Source organism: Brachybacterium endophyticum (genome assembly GCF_003130585.1).
Taxonomy (GTDB): Bacteria; Actinomycetota; Actinomycetes; order Actinomycetales; family Dermabacteraceae; genus Brachybacterium; species Brachybacterium endophyticum.
Map to the genome: position 1 here is coordinate 578,873 of NZ_QFKX01000001.1, position 18,266 is coordinate 597,138.

At 72.4% G+C, this 18,266-nt stretch carries 15 protein-coding genes; 10 read left to right on the forward strand and 5 right to left on the reverse strand.

Annotation, left to right across the window (positions count from 1 at the left end; genetic code table 11):
- The first annotated feature begins 5 nt into the window (after nucleotides 1-5).
- The 5 genes from DEO23_RS02515 to DEO23_RS02535 all read left to right on the forward strand — a co-directional run bounded on the left by DEO23_RS02515 (nucleotide 6) and on the right by DEO23_RS02535 (nucleotide 5,264).
- Nucleotides 6-605, forward strand: coding sequence for a short chain dehydrogenase (locus DEO23_RS02515; RefSeq protein WP_109274407.1), 600 nt, complete (start codon nucleotides 6-8; stop codon nucleotides 603-605).
- An 81-nt stretch (nucleotides 606-686) separates the two neighbouring features.
- On the forward strand, nucleotides 687-1,913 hold the full coding sequence (locus DEO23_RS02520; protein ID WP_109274408.1) for an SHOCT domain-containing protein: 1,227 nt from the start codon (nucleotides 687-689) through the stop codon (nucleotides 1,911-1,913).
- Between the two features lie 43 nt (nucleotides 1,914-1,956).
- On the forward strand, nucleotides 1,957-3,252 hold the full coding sequence (locus DEO23_RS02525; RefSeq protein ID WP_240613172.1) for a TFIIB-type zinc ribbon-containing protein: 1,296 nt from the start codon (nucleotides 1,957-1,959) through the stop codon (nucleotides 3,250-3,252).
- A gap of 15 nt (nucleotides 3,253-3,267) precedes the next feature.
- Nucleotides 3,268-3,576 (forward strand): hypothetical protein, encoded by a 309-nt coding sequence (locus tag DEO23_RS02530; RefSeq protein WP_109274409.1) that lies wholly within the window; start codon nucleotides 3,268-3,270, stop codon nucleotides 3,574-3,576.
- Nucleotides 3,573-5,264, forward strand: coding sequence for an FAD-binding dehydrogenase (locus tag DEO23_RS02535; protein WP_109274410.1), 1,692 nt, complete (start codon nucleotides 3,573-3,575; stop codon nucleotides 5,262-5,264). Before DEO23_RS02530 ends, DEO23_RS02535 begins: the two co-directional genes overlap by 4 nt.
- Nucleotides 5,265-5,271: 7 nt before the next feature.
- On the opposite strand, the gene DEO23_RS02540 is transcribed toward DEO23_RS02535, so the two are convergent.
- The gene (locus tag DEO23_RS02540; protein ID WP_109274411.1) at nucleotides 5,272-6,135 is read right to left on the reverse strand and encodes an NAD(P)-dependent oxidoreductase; all 864 of its coding nucleotides are present in this window, start codon (nucleotides 6,133-6,135) and stop codon (nucleotides 5,272-5,274) included.
- Between the two features lie 41 nt (nucleotides 6,136-6,176).
- On the opposite strand from DEO23_RS02540, the gene DEO23_RS02545 reads away from it, so the two are divergent.
- Nucleotides 6,177-7,031, forward strand: coding sequence for a sulfurtransferase (locus tag DEO23_RS02545; RefSeq protein WP_109274412.1), 855 nt, complete (start codon nucleotides 6,177-6,179; stop codon nucleotides 7,029-7,031).
- Between the two features lie 19 nt (nucleotides 7,032-7,050).
- On the opposite strand, the gene DEO23_RS02550 is transcribed toward DEO23_RS02545, so the two are convergent.
- Nucleotides 7,051-8,835 carry an alpha/beta hydrolase gene (locus DEO23_RS02550; RefSeq protein WP_109274413.1) on the reverse strand — a complete coding sequence of 595 codons (1,785 nt, stop codon included), beginning with the start codon at nucleotides 8,833-8,835 and terminating at the stop codon, nucleotides 7,051-7,053.
- 33 nt (nucleotides 8,836-8,868) lie between these two features.
- Here DEO23_RS02550 and DEO23_RS02555 point away from each other — a divergent pair, with 33 nt between their 5' ends.
- Both DEO23_RS02555 and DEO23_RS02560 read left to right on the forward strand, forming a co-directional pair.
- Nucleotides 8,869-9,810: a phosphoglycerate dehydrogenase gene (locus tag DEO23_RS02555; RefSeq protein ID WP_109274414.1), complete on the forward strand. Its 942-nt coding sequence runs from the start codon at nucleotides 8,869-8,871 to the stop codon at nucleotides 9,808-9,810.
- Nucleotides 9,811-9,923: 113 nt separating this feature from the next.
- Nucleotides 9,924-11,816 carry a BCCT family transporter gene (locus DEO23_RS02560; RefSeq protein WP_109274415.1) on the forward strand — a complete coding sequence of 631 codons (1,893 nt, stop codon included), beginning with the start codon at nucleotides 9,924-9,926 and terminating at the stop codon, nucleotides 11,814-11,816.
- Between the two features lie 106 nt (nucleotides 11,817-11,922).
- On the opposite strand, the gene mtnN is transcribed toward DEO23_RS02560, so the two are convergent.
- Nucleotides 11,923-12,714, reverse strand: coding sequence for a 5'-methylthioadenosine/S-adenosylhomocysteine nucleosidase (gene mtnN / locus DEO23_RS02565; RefSeq protein WP_109274416.1), 792 nt, complete (start codon nucleotides 12,712-12,714; stop codon nucleotides 11,923-11,925).
- 84 nt (nucleotides 12,715-12,798) lie between these two features.
- Between mtnN and DEO23_RS02570 the strand changes: the two genes are divergently transcribed.
- Nucleotides 12,799-13,713, forward strand: a complete 915-nt coding sequence (locus DEO23_RS02570; protein WP_109274417.1) for an alpha/beta hydrolase fold domain-containing protein — start codon at nucleotides 12,799-12,801, stop codon at nucleotides 13,711-13,713.
- Here DEO23_RS02570 and DEO23_RS02575 read toward each other — a convergent pair.
- A complete protein-coding gene (locus DEO23_RS02575; RefSeq protein WP_240613173.1) occupies nucleotides 13,697-14,398 on the reverse strand; it encodes a lysoplasmalogenase family protein in 702 nt (233 codons plus the stop codon). The two genes, DEO23_RS02570 and DEO23_RS02575, sit on opposite strands and share 17 nt — an antisense overlap.
- A 161-nt stretch (nucleotides 14,399-14,559) precedes the next feature.
- Nucleotides 14,560-16,299 (reverse strand): arginine--tRNA ligase, encoded by a 1,740-nt coding sequence (argS, locus tag DEO23_RS02580; RefSeq protein ID WP_109274419.1) that lies wholly within the window; start codon nucleotides 16,297-16,299, stop codon nucleotides 14,560-14,562.
- Nucleotides 16,300-16,499: 200 nt separating this feature from the next.
- Between argS and DEO23_RS02585 the strand changes: the two genes are divergently transcribed.
- Entirely contained in the window at nucleotides 16,500-18,224 is a 1,725-nt protein-coding gene (locus DEO23_RS02585; protein WP_109274420.1) for a DUF7937 domain-containing protein, read from the forward strand.
- Nucleotides 18,225-18,266: the final 42 nt, after the last annotated feature.

The window sequence follows — 18,266 nt, forward strand, 5'->3', positions numbered from 1 at the left end:
CCACCATGGGCAAGCGCATCCTCGTCGTCGGCGCGGGCGGCCTCATCGGCAGCGAAGCCGCCTCTGCTCTCGAGGCCTCCGGCCACGAGATCATCCGTGCCTCGCGCAGCACCGGAGAACAAGTGGACCTCACCGACCCCACCTCGATCGAGGCGCTCTTCGCCCGCATCGGAGACGTCGACGCGGTCGTCGCGACCACCGGTGTCGTCCCCTTCAAGCCCCTCGACGAGCTGACCCTCGAGGACTTCCGCGACGGGATCGCTGACAAGGCCCTCGGCCAGATCGGCCTGGTCACCATCGCCACGCCCCACGTGCGCGACGGTGGCTCCTTCACGCTGACCAGCGGTGTCCTCTCGCGTGAGCCGATCGAGACCGGCGCGGTCGCCTCCGCGGCGAACGGTGCGCTGGATTCCTTCGCCATCGCCGCCGCTGCTGGACTTCCGCGCGGCATCCGCATCAACACCGTCAGCCCGAGCGTCATCGCCGAGGCCACCGGCTATCACTCGAGCTTCCCCGGTTTCCCGCAGACCCCGGTCTCCGAGGCCGCCCGAGCCATCGTGCGCTCGGTCGATGGCGTCGAGACGGGACAGGTCTTCTCGGTCTGAGCCCAGCTGCTCCCCAGCTGCCCGGATAGCATGGTCGGCGTCACATGACGACCGGCCTCCCGGGGGACGAAGGAGATCAGCATGGGCTTCATCCAGGCATTCAAGGGCGCGATCGGCGGCATGTTCGCCGACCAGTGGAAGGACTTCCTGACGGTGCCCGACGGGCTGCCGGCGACGGCGGCCCTGTTCCCTGCCGTCCCGCGCGGCACCGACGCCGGCCGCGGCTCGAACGTCCGGGGCTCCCAGAGCGTCATCTCCAACGGCTCACGGATCCTCGTGCCGGAGGGGTACGGCCTGATCACCGTGGTCGACGGCAAGGCGACCGGTTTCATCACCGAGGCCGGCGGGTACGAGTTCCGGGGGGACTCGACCGACTCGCAGTCGGTCTTCGCGGGCGACGACGTGATGTCCTCGACCGTCGGCATGAGCTGGGAGCGCTTCAAGTTCGGTGGCCGCCCCACCTCCCAGCAGCTCGCGTTCTTCGTGAACCTCAAGGAGATCCCCGACAACCGCTTCGGCACCCAGTCGGAGATCTACTGGGACGACGCGTACCTCAACGCGCAGGTCGGAGCGCTCGCACGGGGCTCCTACACGATGCGGATCCTCGACCCGCTGCTGTTCGTCCACAACTACGTGCCCGCCACCTTCATCACCGAGAACGGCGGCGTCTTCGACTTCTCCGACCCCGACAACCCCGCGGGCAACCAGCTGTTCCGCGAGGTGGTGTCCTCGCTCGCCGCCGCGTTCTCGCGCTACACGAACGACCCCGACAAGGGGAACCGCATCACCCGGATCCAGTCCGACGCGGTCGGCTTCGCCCACTCCCTTGCGGCCGTCGTCGAGGAGGAGTACCGATGGGCCAGCGACCGCGGGCTCGCGATCGTCAAGGTCGCGATCGCCTCGATCGAGTACGACGAGAACACCCGCGCCCTGCTGAACGACGTGCAGAAGGCCGACGCCCTCTCCGGCAACCGCTCGCAGTCCTTCATGAACCAGTCCGTCGCCCGGGGCGTGCAGGGCGCCGGCGAGAACGGCGGCGGCTCGGGACTCACCATGATGGGTATGGGCATGAACGCGACCGGCGGCATCGTCCAGCCCTCACAGCAGCAGACGCCTCCCGGGGTCAGCTTCGGCGGGAACCAGCAGCAGGGCGGCGGCAACCAGCAGGGCGGCGAGCAGCAGGAGACGCCGGCGGCCCCCGCCGATGACCCCGTCGCGAAGCTCGGCCAGTACAAGCAGATGCTCGACCAGGGGCTGATCTCGGAGGAGGACTACGAGGCGGCCAAGAAGAAGGCGCTGGGGCTCTGACCGGGCCCCGGTACGAGCGAGCCAGGGAACCTGGGAAGCCGCGATGAGCCAGCCGCCCGGCGATCCCGCGCACCCGTCCGGGTCCGCGGAGCAGCGACCTGCCCAGCCGGCGGAGCCTGCCCAGCCGGCCTCTGATCCCGCGCCCGACGAACGGATCATCGACACCGACCGCGGCAAGAAGCACGGTCTGGACAAGTGTCCGCGCTGCGGTTCGTCGGACATCCACTACCGCGTGGAGTCCCGTGCCCTGGTCTGCTCGTACTGCCGTCACGCGTGGAACGAGGACAACGCCGAGCGGGCCTTCCGGCTCGACACCCCGATCCAGGAGCTGAGCGGCGAGAACGTCGCGTCCGGTGCCCAGGACGTCCAGGCCGGCGACGCGATGGTCACCATCAAGTGCCAGGGCTGCGGGGCCGAGGTCGTCGTGAAGTCCGACGAGACCTTGCAGGCCCGCTGCCACTGGTGCCGCCAGGTGCTCTCGATCAACCACCAGATCCCCAACGGTGCGGTGCCCGACGCGGTGCTGCCCTTCACGCTGACCCGCGAGCAGGCGGTCGAGCAGATCCAGGGCTTCGTCTCCTCGCGCAGGACCTTCGCCAACCGCGCCTTCGTGCGCGAGTTCGTGCCCGAGAACGTCAAGGGCGTCTACATGCCCTGCATGGTGGTCGACGGGAACCTGCACACGGACCTGCGCGGCACCGGCGAGATCACGACCCGCACCTACACCGTCCAGCGCCGCGTGAGCAGGGATCGGACCGTCTCCGAGCGGTACTGGGATGCGAGCGTCCACGAGCTGGGCCGCAGCTTCGACATCCTGGTCGACGACCTCACGGCCGGATCATCGCGGCAGTACGACCGCACCGACTCCTCGCAGGCCACCAACTACATCCTCGATGCGGTGCAGCCCTACGACACCCGTGAGGCGCTGGTGTTCAACTCCAACTACCTCTCGGGCTTCACCTCCGAGCGGCGCGACCTCGACATCGACGATCTCGACGAGCGGGTGGAGGACAAGTTCCTCTCGATCGCCCGCGAGAAGGCCCGTCCCACCATCGCCCAGTACGACCGCGGCGTGCGCTGGGAGCGCGAGGGCATCGCCATCCGCGGCACCCGCTGGGTGACGATGTACGTGCCGGTGTGGCTCTACAGCTACTACCACCGCACCGCGAAGGGGTCCTACGTGCACTACATCGCGGTCAACGGCCGCACCGGCAAGACCATGGGCTCGGTCCCCGTGTCCCATCCGCGGATCTTCGCCCTGGCCTGCGCGGGCGGCGCGGTCGCGACCGCCGCCTCCGCGGTGGTCGGCTGGGGCGTCTTCCTGAGCAACGGGTTCTGAGAGGGAGGAGCGCGCATGGAGAGCGTCCTGGCGGCACAGGTCCTGCTGGCCGACGGCGGCAGCAGCGAGGGCGGACTGTTCGCGCTCGCCCTGCCCTTCGTCGTCGGCCCGGCGGTGTTCGGCGCGATCTACGGCGGCATCTACCGCTACTACCGCAACAAGGACAAGCGCTTCACCTACGAGCGCGAGACCGACATCCACGTCGGCAACCTCCAGGCCTTCGACCACCATGCGGGAAGCAAGAACCGCCAGCGCAGCGCGACCATGTCGGGGGCGAACCAGGACGACCCGCTGACCCGGGTGGGACGGATGGAGGTCCGATGAGCGCAGGGGCGCAGCGCAGCGACGGGACCACCGCCGCCGACGCGATCGTCGTCGGCGCGGGCCTCGCGGGGATCGTCGCCGCCTGCGAGATCGCCGATGCCGGCCGCAGCGTGCTGCTGATCGAGCGCGAGGGCGAGCAGGACCTGGGCGGTCAGGCGCACTGGAGCTTCGGCGGCCTGTTCCTCGTCGACTCCCCGGAGCAGCGGCGACTCGGGATCCGCGACTCCCTCGCGCTCGCCCGTCAGGACTGGATGGGCTCGGCGCGCTTCGAACGTCCGGAGGACCACTGGCCCCGCGCCTGGGCCGAGGCCTACCTGCGCTTCGCCGCGGGGGAGAAGCGGGCCTGGCTGCACGAACGGGGCGTGCGGTTCTTCCCCGTGGTGGGCTGGGCCGAGCGCGGCGACGGCACGGCCGAGGGGCACGGCAACTCGGTGCCGCGCTTCCACATCACCTGGGGCACCGGCCCCGGGGTCCTCGACCCCTTCCTGCGCCGCCTCGCCGAGCACCGCGCGGCGGGCCGCATCCGGGTGCTGCTGCGCCATGCCGTCGAGGAGCTCGTGATCGAGGGCGGCCGCGTCATCGGCGTGCGCGGGCACGTCCTCGCGCCCGATCCGACGCCCCGCGGCGTGGCCTCGACGCGCGAGGTCACGGGGGACTTCGAGGCGTCGGCCGGGGCGGTGCTGCTCGCGACCGGCGGCATCGGCGGGAACCCCGACCTGGTGCGCGAGGTGTGGCCGCAGAGACTCGGCCGGATGCCGGCCGACGTGGTCCACGGCGTGCCCGCGAGCGTCGACGGCGCGGGGATGGTGATGGCGCGCGAGGCCGGCGCCCACTGGATCAACACCGACCGCATGTGGCACTACACCGAGGGTCTGCGCAACTGGGATCCGGTGTGGGAGAACCACGGGATCCGGATCCTGCCCGGTCCCTCCTCGCTGTGGGTCGACGCGCGCGGGGAGCGCCTGCCCGCTCCCGCCTTCCCGGGGTTCGACACCACCGGCACCCTGCGGATCCTGCGCGAGCGCGGCCACGACCACTCCTGGTTCGTGCTCACCCGCAAGATCATCGAGAAGGAGTTCGTGCTCTCGGGCAGCGAGCAGAACCCCGACCTCACCGGGAAGGACCTGCGCGGCGTCCTGGGGCGGGTCCGCCCCGGTGCGCCCGCCCCGGTGCAGGCCTTCCTCGACCGCGGCGAGGACTTCGTCCAGGCCAGCGACGTGGCCGGCCTGGTGGGGCGGATGAACGCCCTGGTCGGCGAGGACCTCGTGGACGCCGAGCGGCTCGAGACGCAGATCCGTGCCCGCGACGCCGAGGTCGTCAACCGCTTCTCCAAGGACACCCAGATGACCGCGATCCGCGGGGCCCGTCGCTACCTCGGGGACCGGCTGATCCGCACCGCCTCACCCCACCGGCTGCTCGACGAGTCCGCCGGGCCGCTGATCGCCGTGCGCCTGCACGTCCTGCTGCGCAAGACCCTCGGCGGGCTGGAGACGGACCTCGAGGGGCGCGTGCAGAGGGCCCCGTCGGCCGGTGCCGGCGGCTTCGACGGGCTGTTCGCGGCGGGCGAGGCCTCCGGCTTCGGCGGGGGCGGCTACCACGGGAACTCCGCGCTCGAGGGCACGTTCCTGGGCGGCTGCCTGTTCTCGGGCCGTCAGGCAGGGCGCGGCGTCGTGGAGGAGCTGCGCTGAGGCGCGCTCATCCGTCCTGCTCGCCCTGTCCGTCCTGCTCGCCCGGCACCAGCATCGCCGAGAAGTCGTGATCGCCGCGGCCGGCGTGCTGCTGGCCCTCGAGGGAGCCCAGGGCCGCGTGCAGCGCCGGCAGGTCGCCGCCGACGGTGTCGAGCATGAGCCGGGCGTCCTTCGCGATCGCGTCGACCGTGAAGTCGCCGCCGTCGGTGCTGCGCTCGCCGCGCACGAACGGCCCCTTCATCCCGGCGATGAACGCCAGGCCCGTGGACCCCAGCATGTCGAGGGTCTGCTCGGGCGTGACGCCGCAGGCATCACCCAGGGCGAGTGCCTCCCGGAGGCCCTGTGCGCTCACCGCGAGGGCCAGGTTCGCCAGCAGCTTGCCGGTCGCGGCCGCGCGGGCCGAGTCCACCTGCTGGAGACGGTCCGGGTCGGCCCAGGGGGCGACGAGCTCGGCGACCTGTGCGCGACGCTCCGCGTCGTGCGTGCCGACGTACACCCCGAGGGACCCGTTCCGGGCCGGGCCGAGGGTGCCGACGACCGGCGCGGCGACGTAGGAGTCGACCGCCGCGGCGAACTCGTCGGCGTAGGCAGGGGAGACGGTGGTGGTGTCCACCCAGGTGACGCCGTCGGGGACCAGGCCCGGGCCGGTGACGACCTCGCGCACGGTGTCCGGTCCGAACAGGCTTGTGACGATCAGCTCGGCACCATCGACGGCGGCGCCCGGGGAGCCTGCGACTTCCGCGCCCGCCTCGGCGACGCGCTCGGTGCGCTCGCGGGTGCGGTTCCACGCCGTCAGCTCGTGGCCCGCCCCGATCAGCTGCAGGGCCAGCTCCGTGCCCATCCGTCCGGTGCCCAGGAATGCGATCTTCATGCTGCCCAGTCTGACAGGATGCGCGCCCGTACAGTGGCGCCATGGCTCCGTCGCTCACCCTGCCCCCGGTCATCGACATCGACCGCTTCCGCGCCCTGCGCGAGCGCCCCGACGTGCGCGTCGCCGAGGTGCGCTGGGCGCTCGACGGCTCGAAGGACCGCTCCACCTACCTCGCCGGGCACGTGCCCGGCTCGGTGTACATCGACCTCGACACCGAGCTGGCGGCCCCTGCCCGGCAGGGCGCCGGCCGACACCCGCTGCCGGAGCCCGATGACTTCGCCGCCGCGCTGTCCCGCGCCGGAATCGGGGACGGGGACACGGTGCTCGTCCTCGACGACACGGACGGCTCCCAGGGCTCGCGCCTGGTGTGGATGCTGCGCGCCCTCGACGTCGAGGCCGCTCTGCTCGACGGCGGGCTCGCCACCTGGACCGACGACGGCGGCGATCTGTCGGCCGAGGATCCGCAGCCCGCGCCCGCCACGTTCACCCCGCGTCGCTGGGCGAGCGACGCGATCGCCACCGCCGACGAGGTCGCCGTGGCCGGGTCGGCCGAGGGCGCCAGCGTCGTCGACGCCCGCGCCGCCGATCGCTTCCGCGGCGAGTGGGAGCCCAAGGGAGCCCGCCCCGGCCACGTGCCCGGGGCGGTCAACGTCCCCTTCGCGGGCAACGTCGACGAGAACGGCCGCTTCCTCTCCCCGTCGGCGCTGCGCGAGAGGTATGCCGCCGTCGGCGTCGAGGAGAGCGAGGACGTGATCGTCTACTGCGGCTCCGGCGTCACAGCGACCCACGACCTGCTCGCCCTCGAACGGGCGGGCATCACCGGCGCACGGCTGTTCCCCGGCTCGTGGTCGCAGTGGAGCGCGGACGAGCACCGCGAGGTCGCGACGGGGGACTGAGCCCGCGAGCCCGCGAGCCTCAGTCGACACCCATCCGCCGACGGATCGCCCGCACGATCCGCGAGCGGTCCTCCTCGAGGTCCATCCCCAGCACGCCCGCCCACACCTGCACGAGCTCCTCGTGGTAGCTGTGGCCGTGCCCTCCGGCGACCTCGCCGGACAGCGGCATGTCGGCCGCGATCTGCCAGAAGGTGATCCAGGGCGCCCAGCCCACCGCCGCGGCGACGTCGCGCCCGGCCCGTTCGTGCAGCCAGTCCGGCCTGCGCACCAGCAGGGACGGCTTCCACCACACCACCGGGTCCGAGGCGTGCTGGACGTAGGCGATGCGCGGCGCCCGCCAGGGCCCGAAGGCGGGGCCTATCCCGCGGAAGGGCCGCTGCAGGTCGGCGGGTTCGGTGACGAAGCGGATGTGCTCGCCCTCGTCCACCACGGGCGCGATCTCCGGGGTCCCGGCCCGCCGTGACGAGGTCAGCTCGCGCCAGTGAGGGGTGAAGCCGGGGGTGCCGGTCCACACCGCGCCGTCCACGCGCTCGAGCATCTGGTCGACGTCGTCGAAGGCCGCCTGCCCGGCGAAGGACCCCAGCGACTCCCCGGCGACGTAGAAGCGCGGACGCTCCGCCGGGTCCATCGCCTGCAGGCGCGCGTGCACGGCCTCGAACAGCAGCCTGCCCGCACGCTGCGGGGTGCGCCGGTCCAGGACGTAGTTCAGCGCGCTCGAGTACGCCGAGTACTGCAGGGACGCGGTCGCGCAGTCGCCCCCGGTGAGGAACTCGATCGAGGACAGCGACCACTCCTGCAGCCAGCCGGTCCCGGTCCCGGTGAACACCACCAACACCTCGCGCTCCCAGGCCCGCGTGCGGTCCAGCTCGGCGAGCACCGCCTGCACGGTCTGCTCGAGGGAGCGGTCCGAGCGCTTGCCGGCGTAGACGCGGATGGGCGGGATCGCGGGCGCCTCCGTCGCGCGGGAGATCGCCCGCTCGCTCGCGACCGCCGAGACGATCCGTCGGCCCGCGGCGCCCAGGGCCTCCCAGGCCTCCAGCGAGCCGGGCCCGCCGGAGACCAGGGCAGAGGTGGGACGACGCAGGTCGGGGGAGAGGAGCCGGTTCGCGGCCTCGGCCTTCTCGATCATCCGCTCGAGCAGCGTCCCGCGCACCAGGCGGTCCGTGACCAGTGCGAGCGTGGCACCGGTGAGCGCGACGGAACCGACCCCCACCCCGAGCGGCGGCAGATAGGGACGCAGCAGCACCCGGTACAGGCGCGCGGTCGTTCCCACGGCGCGCACGGCCAGCAGCGCCCCGGCGAACATCCCCAGACCTGCCGCCGTCCCCACCGCGTGCGTCGCGAGGTTCTTCGGCTCCTGCTCCACCAGGACGCTGATCTCGCGCTGGCGCATCGCCCCGCGCGTCCACGAGTAGGCCGTGATCGCCGTCAGCGCGGCCGCCCCGCCCCAGCGCAGGACCTCGCGGCCTCGCGGGGTGAGCGGCCGACGCGCCGCCGGGTGGGGGAGACGGCGCACCAGCAGCCGGCCGACGCGACCGAGCCCCACCCCGGAGGCGTAGCCGTAGGTGGTGGAGAGCCCGTAGTTCAGCGCCCACATCCACCAGGTGCGCGGCAGCAGGCTCGGGGAGGTGGCGATCCAGCCGGCCATCGACGCACCCAGGAAGCCCGAGGCGCTGAGCGGGGTGCGGGTCGCGACCTGGCGCGCGGCGTGGCCGATCCTGCGGCGGATACGGCGTGGGGCGAGGTCGGCGAGACCGGGGAGGGAGGGGGCGCGGCGCGGGCGGAGGGCCGGGCCGATGCGCATGACCCCAGGGTAGTCGTCGCCTAGCCTGTCCTCATGAAGATCCTGCTGCCCGACACCATGGACCTCGACCCGACGCTTCCCGAGGGGTGGGAGGCCGCCGTCGTCGACGCCCGCGAGGAGATCCCCGCCGAGCACCACGACGCCGCCGCGCTCGTGGTCTGGGGCGCCTCCCGGCGTCACCTCGCCTCCGCCGCCCAGAACCTCCACGACCTGCGCCTGGTGCAGTCGCTCTCGGCCGGGGTCGACGGCATCCTCGCCGCGGGCTTCGCCCCCGAGGCGCCGATCGCGACCGGCGCCGGCCTGCACTCGGCCACCGTGTCCGAGCACGCTCTGGCGCTGCTGCTGTCGCTGGTGCGCCGTCTCCCCGAGGCCCGCATCGCCCAGGAGCACCACGAGTGGTCCGACGAGCTCGGGGGCCTGCAGCCGCTGCACCCGCAGGGCCGGGTCACAACCTTGCTCGAGGCGCGCGTGCTGATCTGGGGCTTCGGCGAGATCGGCCAGACGCTCGCCCCGGTGCTGAAGTCCCTCGGCGCCCACGTGCGCGGCGTGGCCCGCAGCGCGGGCGAGCGCTCGGGCTTCGAGGTGATCGCCGCCGACGACGTCCTGGACGCCCTCCCGGAGACGGACGTGCTGATCGACATCCTGCCGGCCTCCGAGCAGAGCACGGGCGCGCTCGGCCGCGAGGTCTTCGAGGCCCTGCCCGACCACGCGATCGTGCTGAACGTGGGTCGCGGGACGACCATCGACCAGGCCGCTCTGCTGGAGGCGCTCGAGGAGGGCCGGATCGGATCGGCCGGCATCGACGTCACCGACCCGGAGCCGCTTCCGGCCGAGGACCCGCTGTGGGACGCCCCGCGCCTGCTGATCACCCCGCACGGCGCCGGCGGACGACCCGTCGGCGCCGACGAGCGCATCACCCGCAACCTCGGCGCCCTCGCGGCGGGGGAGGAGATCCTGCACACGGCCGCCCGCTGATCGGGGCCGCGGGGCTGGGCCCCGAGCGCGCCCCCGGGCTATCGTACGTTTGTCCCTCACCCCCTTAGTACGAAAGGACGCGCGGCTGCGTTCCCCCGCGCCGCGACCCGCGTATGAGCAGCGATACCGACACCCATCAGCTCCTCGAGCAGCTCGATGCCGCCAAGGCCTCGGCCGAGAACCCGCCGCCCCGTCGGAAGGGACTCGACAAGTTCGTGTTCTTCCCGGCCGCGGTCCTCGCGGTCGCCTTCGTGCTCTGGGGCGTCATCAGCCCCGCAGGACTGGGCAGCACGGCGACCAAGATGCTGAACGGCACCATGTCCAACTTCGGTTGGCTGTTCGTGATCGCCGGATCGGTCTTCACGATCTTCGTCATCGTCGTCGCCTTCAGCCGCTTCGGCTCGATCCCCCTGGGCAAGGACGACGAGGAACCGGAGTTCAAGACCAGCTCGTGGATCGCGATGATGTTCGCGACCGGCATGGGCATCGGCCTGATCTTCTACGGGGTGGGCGAGCCGCTCTTCTTCTACCTCTCCCCGCCGCCCAACACGGTCGAGCCGGAGGCCGCGCAGGCCGCTGCGATCGCCATGGGTCAGACGGCGTTCCACTGGACCCTCTACCCGTGGGCAATGTACGCGATCGTCGGCCTGGGCGTCGCCTACGGCTCGTTCCGCCTGGGCCGCTCCCAGCTGTTCTCCTCGATGTTCACCGGCCTGTTCGGCGAGCGCGCCGTGAACGGCGTCGGCGGCAAGATCATCAACATCCTCGCGATCCTCGCGACCCTGTTCGGCTCCGCCTGCTCCCTGGGCCTCGGCGCCCTGCAGATCGGCGGCGGCATCACCGCCTCCGGCCTCATGGACAAGGTGACCAGCCCGATCCTGGTGATCATCATCGCCGTTCTCACCGCCTGCTTCGTGGCCTCGGCCGTCTCGGGCATCGAGAAGGGCATCCAGATGCTCTCGAACATCAACATGGTGCTCGCGGTGCTGCTCGCCGTCATCGTCTTCATCGGCGGGCCGACGCTGTTCATCCTGAACATCATCCCCTCGACCATCGGCGAGTTCATCAAGGACCTCCCGGCGATGGCCTCCCGCACCTCCGCCAACGGCGGCGGTGACGTCCAGACGTGGCTGTCCACCTGGACCGTCTTCTACTGGGCGTGGTGGATCTCCTGGTCGCCCTTCGTGGGCCTGTTCATCGCCCGCATCTCCCGCGGGCGCACCGTGCGCCAGTTCGTGACCGGCGTGCTGCTGGTCCCCTCCGCGATCTCGATCATCTGGTTCGCGATCTTCGGCGGCGGCGCCATCGGCCTGCAGGAGCGGGCCGAGCAGGCGAAGAATTCGGCGGGCATGCTCGCCAAGAGCGGTGACGACATCAACTTCGACACCGTGCTGTTCGACCTCCTCGGCAACATGCCGGTGCCCAACTGGGTGTACATCATCCTGGTCGTGCTCTCGGTGGTCCTGGTGGCGATCTTCTTCGTCACCGGCGCGGACTCCGCCTCGATCGTGATGGGCGGCCTCGCCGAGAACGGCGCCGAGGAGCCCCGCAAGTTCCAGGTCATCTTCTGGGGCGTCGCCACCGGCGCCGTCGCGGCGGTGATGCTGCTCGCGGGCGGCGACGACCCGGCGGAGGCGCTGAACGGCCTGAAGAACATCACCATCGTCTCCGCGCTGCCCTTCGTGATCGTCATGCTGCTGCTGTGCATCTCGGTCTGGAAGGACATGTCGCGCGACCCGATGGTGCTGCAGAACCGTCTGGCCCGCGCCGTGCTGGTCGACTCGGTCTCCGCCGGGCTCGACATCCACGACGGCGAGGTGTTCCAGCTGCGCACCCACCAGGCGCCCTCGGACGCGGACGACGAGCCCGAGCTCGTCCCCTCCGGCCGACAGGCCGACGGGGGGAAGAGCGCAGAGGGCACGAAGAGCTCCGGCTCCGAGGCGGCTGCGGACGCTGCGGACGTGCCGGGGGATCCGGACGCCCCGGAGAACCCCTCCGGTCGCTGACCCCGGGACCGGCCGACGCCCGGTCCCTCGAGCAAGGCCCCCGGCCCGCGTGCAGCGGACCGGGGGCCTTTCTCATGCCCGGGGAGGCCTCCGATGGCCTCGTGCCCTAGGCCTCGCGCCCCTCGACCTCGCCCAGGCCCTCGACCTCGCCCAGACCCTCGAGCAGGCGGCAGACGGCGCGGGCCGAGGTCTCGGCGACCACGTCGAGCTCGAGGTGGAACTGCTCGTCGGCCTCGGGTCCGCAGAGGTCCGAGATCGCGCGCATCGCCAGGAACGGCACGCCCCACGAGGCACAGGTCTGGGCGATCGCGGTGGACTCCATGTCGGCGCTCAGCGCCCCCGGGAAGCGCTCCCGCAGCGGGTCGGCGATCTCGGCGGTGACGAAGGCGTCGCCGGAGAGCATGAGTCCGCGGCGCACGCTCTGCCCGGCCGCCGAGTCCGTCCCCGCGCGTTCAGCGATCTCGACGAGACGGGGATCCGTGGTGAAGCGCACGGGGCCGCCGGGCACCTGGCCCGGGGCGTAGCCGAAGGCGGTGGCGTCGGCGAGCGAGTAGGTGAAGCTCTCGCCGATCACCAGGGTGCCCACGCCGATCCCGGAGGCGAGGCCGCCCGCGGAGCCCGCGCTGATCACCAGGCGCGGCTGATGGCTGATGATCCCCCAGGTGGCGACGGCGCTCGCGGCAGCGACGCCGATCCCGCTGGTCGCGACCACCACGTCGCGACCGCCCAGGGTGCCCCGCCAGGCGTGCGCGGGAGCGGCCATCGGCAGGTCCGCGCGCCGGGGCTCCACCAGGCGCTCGACGAGCGGGGAGGCCTCCTCGTCCATCGCGGTGAGGACCAGCACTGGGCCGGTCGGGCGCAGGGCGGGGCGGGGGGAGCGCGCAGCGGGGGAGGTCATGGCGTGCAGGCTACCGGTGGCGGGAGTCGTTAGGCTGGAGAGGTCGCCGTCACCGGCGACGAGACCACAGGGACAGGAGACGTGATGAGTCGGATCCGCGACGCCGTGATGATGGCGGGGCGCACGGTGCGCCGGCTGCCGCTGCCCAAGGCCTTCTACACCCACACGCTGCGCGAGGCCCGTCGGCCGATGCCCGGCGGGGGAGTGCTCAAGCGTCACGCGGTGGACGTCGAGATGGTCGATCGCACCCGCTGCGTCTGGCTGGACCGCCACCACGCCTCCGAGGGCGTCATCGTCCACCTGCACGGGGGAGCCTTCGTCTCCGGCCCCTTCGCCGGCGACTGGGCCTGGCTCTCCCACCAGGTCGACGCGCGACGCTGCGCCGGTGTGCTCGTGGACTACCGCACCGCCCCCGACCACCAGCACCCCGTCGCCCTCGAGGACGTCGAGGCGGTGCTGGTCGAGCTCTCCCGCAGCGGTGTGCTCGGCGATGCCCCGTGGGTGCTCTCGGCGCACAACGCGGGTGCCGGGCTCGCGCTCGCCCTGGTCCGCCGGATCCGCGACGGGCACGGTCCGCTGAAGGACGTGCCCGCGCCCTCGCTGGTGGTGATGATGTCGCCGTGGGCCGATCTCGAGCTCGCCAACACCGGCATGACCGAGACCGGCCGCAAGGACTTCCCGCAGGAGCGGCGGATGCTCGGCGTCGCCGCGCAGGCCTATGCGGGGCGCACACCGCTGGACGACCCGGACCTCTCGCCCGTGAACGCGCACCTGCACGAGCTGCCGCCGATGCACCTGAGCGTCGGCACCTCCGACATCTTCCTCACCGACGCGCGGGTCCTGCGCCTGCAGCTCGAGGAGGCGGGGCCGGAGGTCGCCTACCGGGAGGTCCACGGCCGACTGGCCCTGCTCTCGGGGCTGCGCGGCGGCGAGGAGATGGGGCGGCTGCTCGGCGAGCAGCGCGCGGCGATCGCGACGGCGCTCAGCCCTCGACGATGACCAGCGAGGCCCCGGCGGGCTCCGGGGCCCAGCGGCGCGCCGAGACGGTGCGCAGGATGCCCAGGACCAGGAGCGCCTGCCCGGTGAGGTAGGAGCCCATCACCCAGAGGTCGGACTGCGGGATCCACGCCCCGGGCAGGAACCACGACATGCCCAGCACGGAGCTCGAGAACAGCAGCAGCGTCCCGCCGATCCAGGTCAGCGGATTCACCCCGGCGGAGAGGAACGCGACCGCGGCCAGCACGATCGCATAGACGACCAGGAGCGGCAGGAGCGGGCCCGCGCCGCCCGCGCAGGCCAGGAACAGCCCGATCACGACGCCCCCGTAGGGGATCGCCAGCAGCAGGTGCAGGCCGTCGAGCTCCCGCACCCAGTGCGGGGCGAGGGTAATCGCGTAGACCGCGAGCGCCAGCATGAACAGCAGCGGATCCAGTCCGTGGGACCAGGGCGTGAAGCCCGGGACCACGTCGTTGAGGAAGGCGAGGACCAGCGCGAGGGTCAGCCACCGGGCGGTGGGCTGGCGCCGCGGGAGGGCGCTCAGAACCACCACGATCAGTAGCGGAGCGATCAACGCCTTGGTGGCCAGGGCGAGGCCGGGAAGGTTCGCCGCGAGGGCCGCCATGTGGACGCACGCCATCACGGCGTAGGCCGCCCATGCGGCCGCGTGCGTCTTCCGGCTTCTCACCACTCGTCCAGGCTACGGAGGCTCCACCCGGTACGACCAGGGCGTTCCACGGCACGGCAGGACACGGTTAGGTCACGACCGGGCACGGTTGGGTCACGGGCGGCGGATGGGTCCGGACATGTCCGGATGGCGGGACGGGGCGGTCGTGCCGCGCCCCGTCGTCACATCCGCTGCGGCGCGCGCACCCCGAGCGCGTCCAGGCCCTCGACGAGCACCCGCTCGGCGAGCTGCGCGAGGGCCAGACGGCCCGCGCGCACCTGCGAATCCGACTCCTTGAGGATCGGGGAGGCGTCGTAGAAGGACGTGAAGTCCTGGGCGAGGGCGAAGAGGTAGGCGCACAGGCGGTGGGGCTCGTAGGCGGCGCCGACCTGCTCGAGCGTCGGCGCGAACTGCAGCAGCTGCAGGGCGAGGGCGCGCTCGGCGTCGTTGTCCACCAGCGGCGCCGCGTCCGCGACGACGCCCTGCTCCTGCGCACGGCGCGAGATCGAACGGATCCGCGCCACCGCGTACTGCAGGTACGGGGCGGTGTTGCCCGTCAGCGCGAGCATCCGGTCGAGGTCGAAGACGTAGTCGGAGTCGTGCGCGGTCGAGAGGTCCGCGTACTTCACGCCGCCGATGCCGACGTCGCGCGCGATCTGCGCGCGCTCGCCCTCGGGCAGGTCGGGGCGGAGCTCGTCGATCACCGTGCGGGCCTTCTCGACGGCCTCGGTGAGCAGGGCCATCAGGCGCAGCGACTCACCCGAACGGGTGCGCAGGATCTTGCCGTCCTCGCCGAGCACGGAGCCGACCTTCACGTGGGTCGCCTCGACGGCGTCGGTCAGCCAGCCCGCCTCCCGTGCGGTCTCGAAGACCATCGTCATGTGCAGCTCCTGGGCCGTGCCGATCACGTACGCGATGCGGTCGGCGCCCAGGTCCTCGATGCGGTGGCGGATCGCCGCGAGATCCGTCGTGCCGTAGCCGTAGCCGCCGTCGGACTTGCGGATGATCAGCGGCAGCGGCTTCTCGTCGCGCCCGAGGAAGCCCTCGGGGAACACGCACAGCGCGCCGTCGGAGATCCGGGCCAGGCCGTCGGCCTCGAGCTGCTTGGTGACGATCGGGAGCTGGTCGTTGTACGTGGACTCGCCGGCGAGGTCGTCGTCGGTGAGGGTCACGTCGAGCATGTCGTAGATGCGATGGAAGTACTGCTTGGACAGCTCCACCAGGCGGGTCCAGATGACGAGGGTCTGCTCGTCCCCGGCCTGCAGGGTGACCACGCGCCGGCGGGCGCGGTCCGCGAACGCCTCGTCGCCGTCGAACTTCGCGCGGGCGTGCTGGTAGAAGGCGTTCGGGTCGCTCTCCAGGAGCTTCGCCTCGTCGCTGTCCTCGCCCACGTCCAGCAGGTGCTCGATGAGCATGCCGAAGGGCGTCCCCCAGTCCCCGATGTGGTTCTGGCGCACGACCGTGTGGCCGAGCTTCTCGAGCGAACGGGCGAGCGCGTCCCCGATCACCGTGGTGCGCAGGTGGCCGACGTGCATCTCCTTGGCGACGTTCGGCGCCGAGTAGTCGATCACCACGGTGTCGGCGTGCTCCGGATCGGTCAGGCCCAGCTGCGCGGACGGCTCGGCGATCCCTGCGACCTGGGCGGCGATCCAGTCGCGGCGCAGACGGATGTTCAGGAACCCGGGACCGGCGACCTCGAGCGGCTCGGCCACGTCCTCCAGGTCCACCGCCTCGACGATGCGCTGGGCGATGTCGCGGGGCTTCGCACCCAGGCGCTTGGCCAGGCCCATCGCGGCGTTGCACTGGAAGTCGGCGAACTGCGAGGGACGGATGATCGGATCCGCGTCGCGGTACTCGGGGCCGAAGGCCTCGGCGAAGGCGGACTGGAAGCGTTCGGTCAGCGCGATCTCGGGTGCGGGCATGCCGTCCAGGGTAGTGGCGAGAGCCCCGGGCCCGCGCGCTCGCGCAGCCGCGTGCGACCACGGCCACGTCGGCATCGCACCGGCCGACGGCGCGCCCCGCTCCCCGGCGACGCCGCCCCGCCTAGACTCTGCCTGTCAGGGCTCCGGCCGACGTGCCGACCGGCGCGCGACCGGAGGGACCGGAACGCAGGGAGGACCGGATGGCAGGCCACCGCCGCAGCTCGCGCAGCGGGGACGACGACTGGATCTTCGCAGCCGACCCCGGCACCGCGTCGACCGAGAAGCTGCCCAGCCGCGAGGAGGTCGAGCTGCTCGCCGCCGAGCGCGAGGAGAGGCCCCGCCACCGCCGGCCGGTGAGGGACCAGCGGGACCAGCGGGACCTCCGGAACACGCGCACCGGCGCCCTGCCCGCCCTCGACGAGGACGGCGAGGAGATCGGCGCCGACTGGGACCGCGAGGGCGACGACGCCGGCGAGATCGCCCCGCACGGCGAGGACGCCCCCGCCCCGGTGCACGGATCGCCCTCCTACGCCCGCTCGGGCACGACGCCCAACGCGCAGGACGCGCCCGGCCGCGGCGCCTCCATCCCCGCTCGTTTCGCCGACCTCGGCGCCTTCGACGCCCTGCGCGACGTCACCGCCTTCGTCTGCCTGGTCGCGGCGATGTCCACGACCTACACCCACGCCGGGTTCGTGCCCCTGGACGTGATCGGCCGCATCGGCGTGGGGCTCGCCCTGCTGGTGCTGGTCGTCGTGCACGTGCTGCGCTGGCTGCCCGCGACCCCGCACCTGCAGCTCGTGCGCACCGTGCGCGTGGCCGGGCTCGCGCCCGTGCTGGTGATCGCTGTGGGCACCGTCGTCACCGATCTGGTGCTCTCGCTCCCCGTGCTGTTCGCGCCCCTGCCCGAGGGTCCGCCGGTGGGGCTCGGCGCGGGCGTCTGCCTGCTGCTGGCCGGGGTCATCGTCGGCATCGAACCGCGGGCCCACGAGGGATACCTGCCCTCCGCGCTCGCCCGGCGCCGCTCCCGCACGGTGCTCGCGGTGATCGCGCTGCTCGCGGCGCTCGCCTTCGCCTTCTCGCTGGTGATGCTGGTGGGCCGCGTGTTCACCACCGGCTGGGCCTACTCGCTGCTGACCTTCGCCTCGGCCCTGGTCTCCGCGCTGGTGCTGGTGCTGCTGATCGGTGCGGCCCTGCGCCGGGACCGCTCCTGGTTCGTGTTCACCGCGGCCGCCGCCTCGGGGCTCGTGGTGCTCGCGATCGCCGACGCCTCCCTGCGTCTGGAGTTCGCGGCGCCCACTTCCTTCGCCACCGACTTCGTGTACCTGCCCTTCGTGTTCGCCGCCTGGGGCGTGATGGTCTCGCGCTCGTTCGTGCGCACCATGCCGCTGAGCTTCCACCGCGTGGACTGGATCCTGTACGCGGTGCGGGCCTTCGAGTTCAGCGTGGTCGTGCACGTGGCCGCGATGGTGTGGAACCTGCTGGCCGCCGTCGCGGCGATCGGGGGAGCGGGCCTGGGCGGTCCGGTCATCCACGTCATGGACCTCGTGGTCTCCGCCTGCTTCGTGGCGATCTCGCTGTTCGCCCGGCGCTGCCTGCTCGAGCGTCCGGCCGACGTCGCCCGCTCCAGCGCGGTCATCGCGGGCGTGGTCATGCTCGTGGTCGGCTTCCTCGACGTGATCGTGAACTCGCTGGCCACCGGTGCCGGCGCCGGACTGATGACGGGCGGCGTCGCCCTCGCGATCGGCGTGGCGGCCGCGCTCATGCTCACCGTCCCCGCCCCGGTGCGCGACGACTACGGCGCCCCGGACCTCGGGCGCATGTTCGCCGACTTCCGCACCCGCAACACGCCGGGCACCTCGGCCTCCCCGGAGCTGATCCCCGACGTCTCCGAGGAGCGTGCCCGGATCAAGGTCTTCCCCGGCTGAGCCCGGGCCCGTCCAGTCCGTCCCTCACACCCCCTGGAGTCC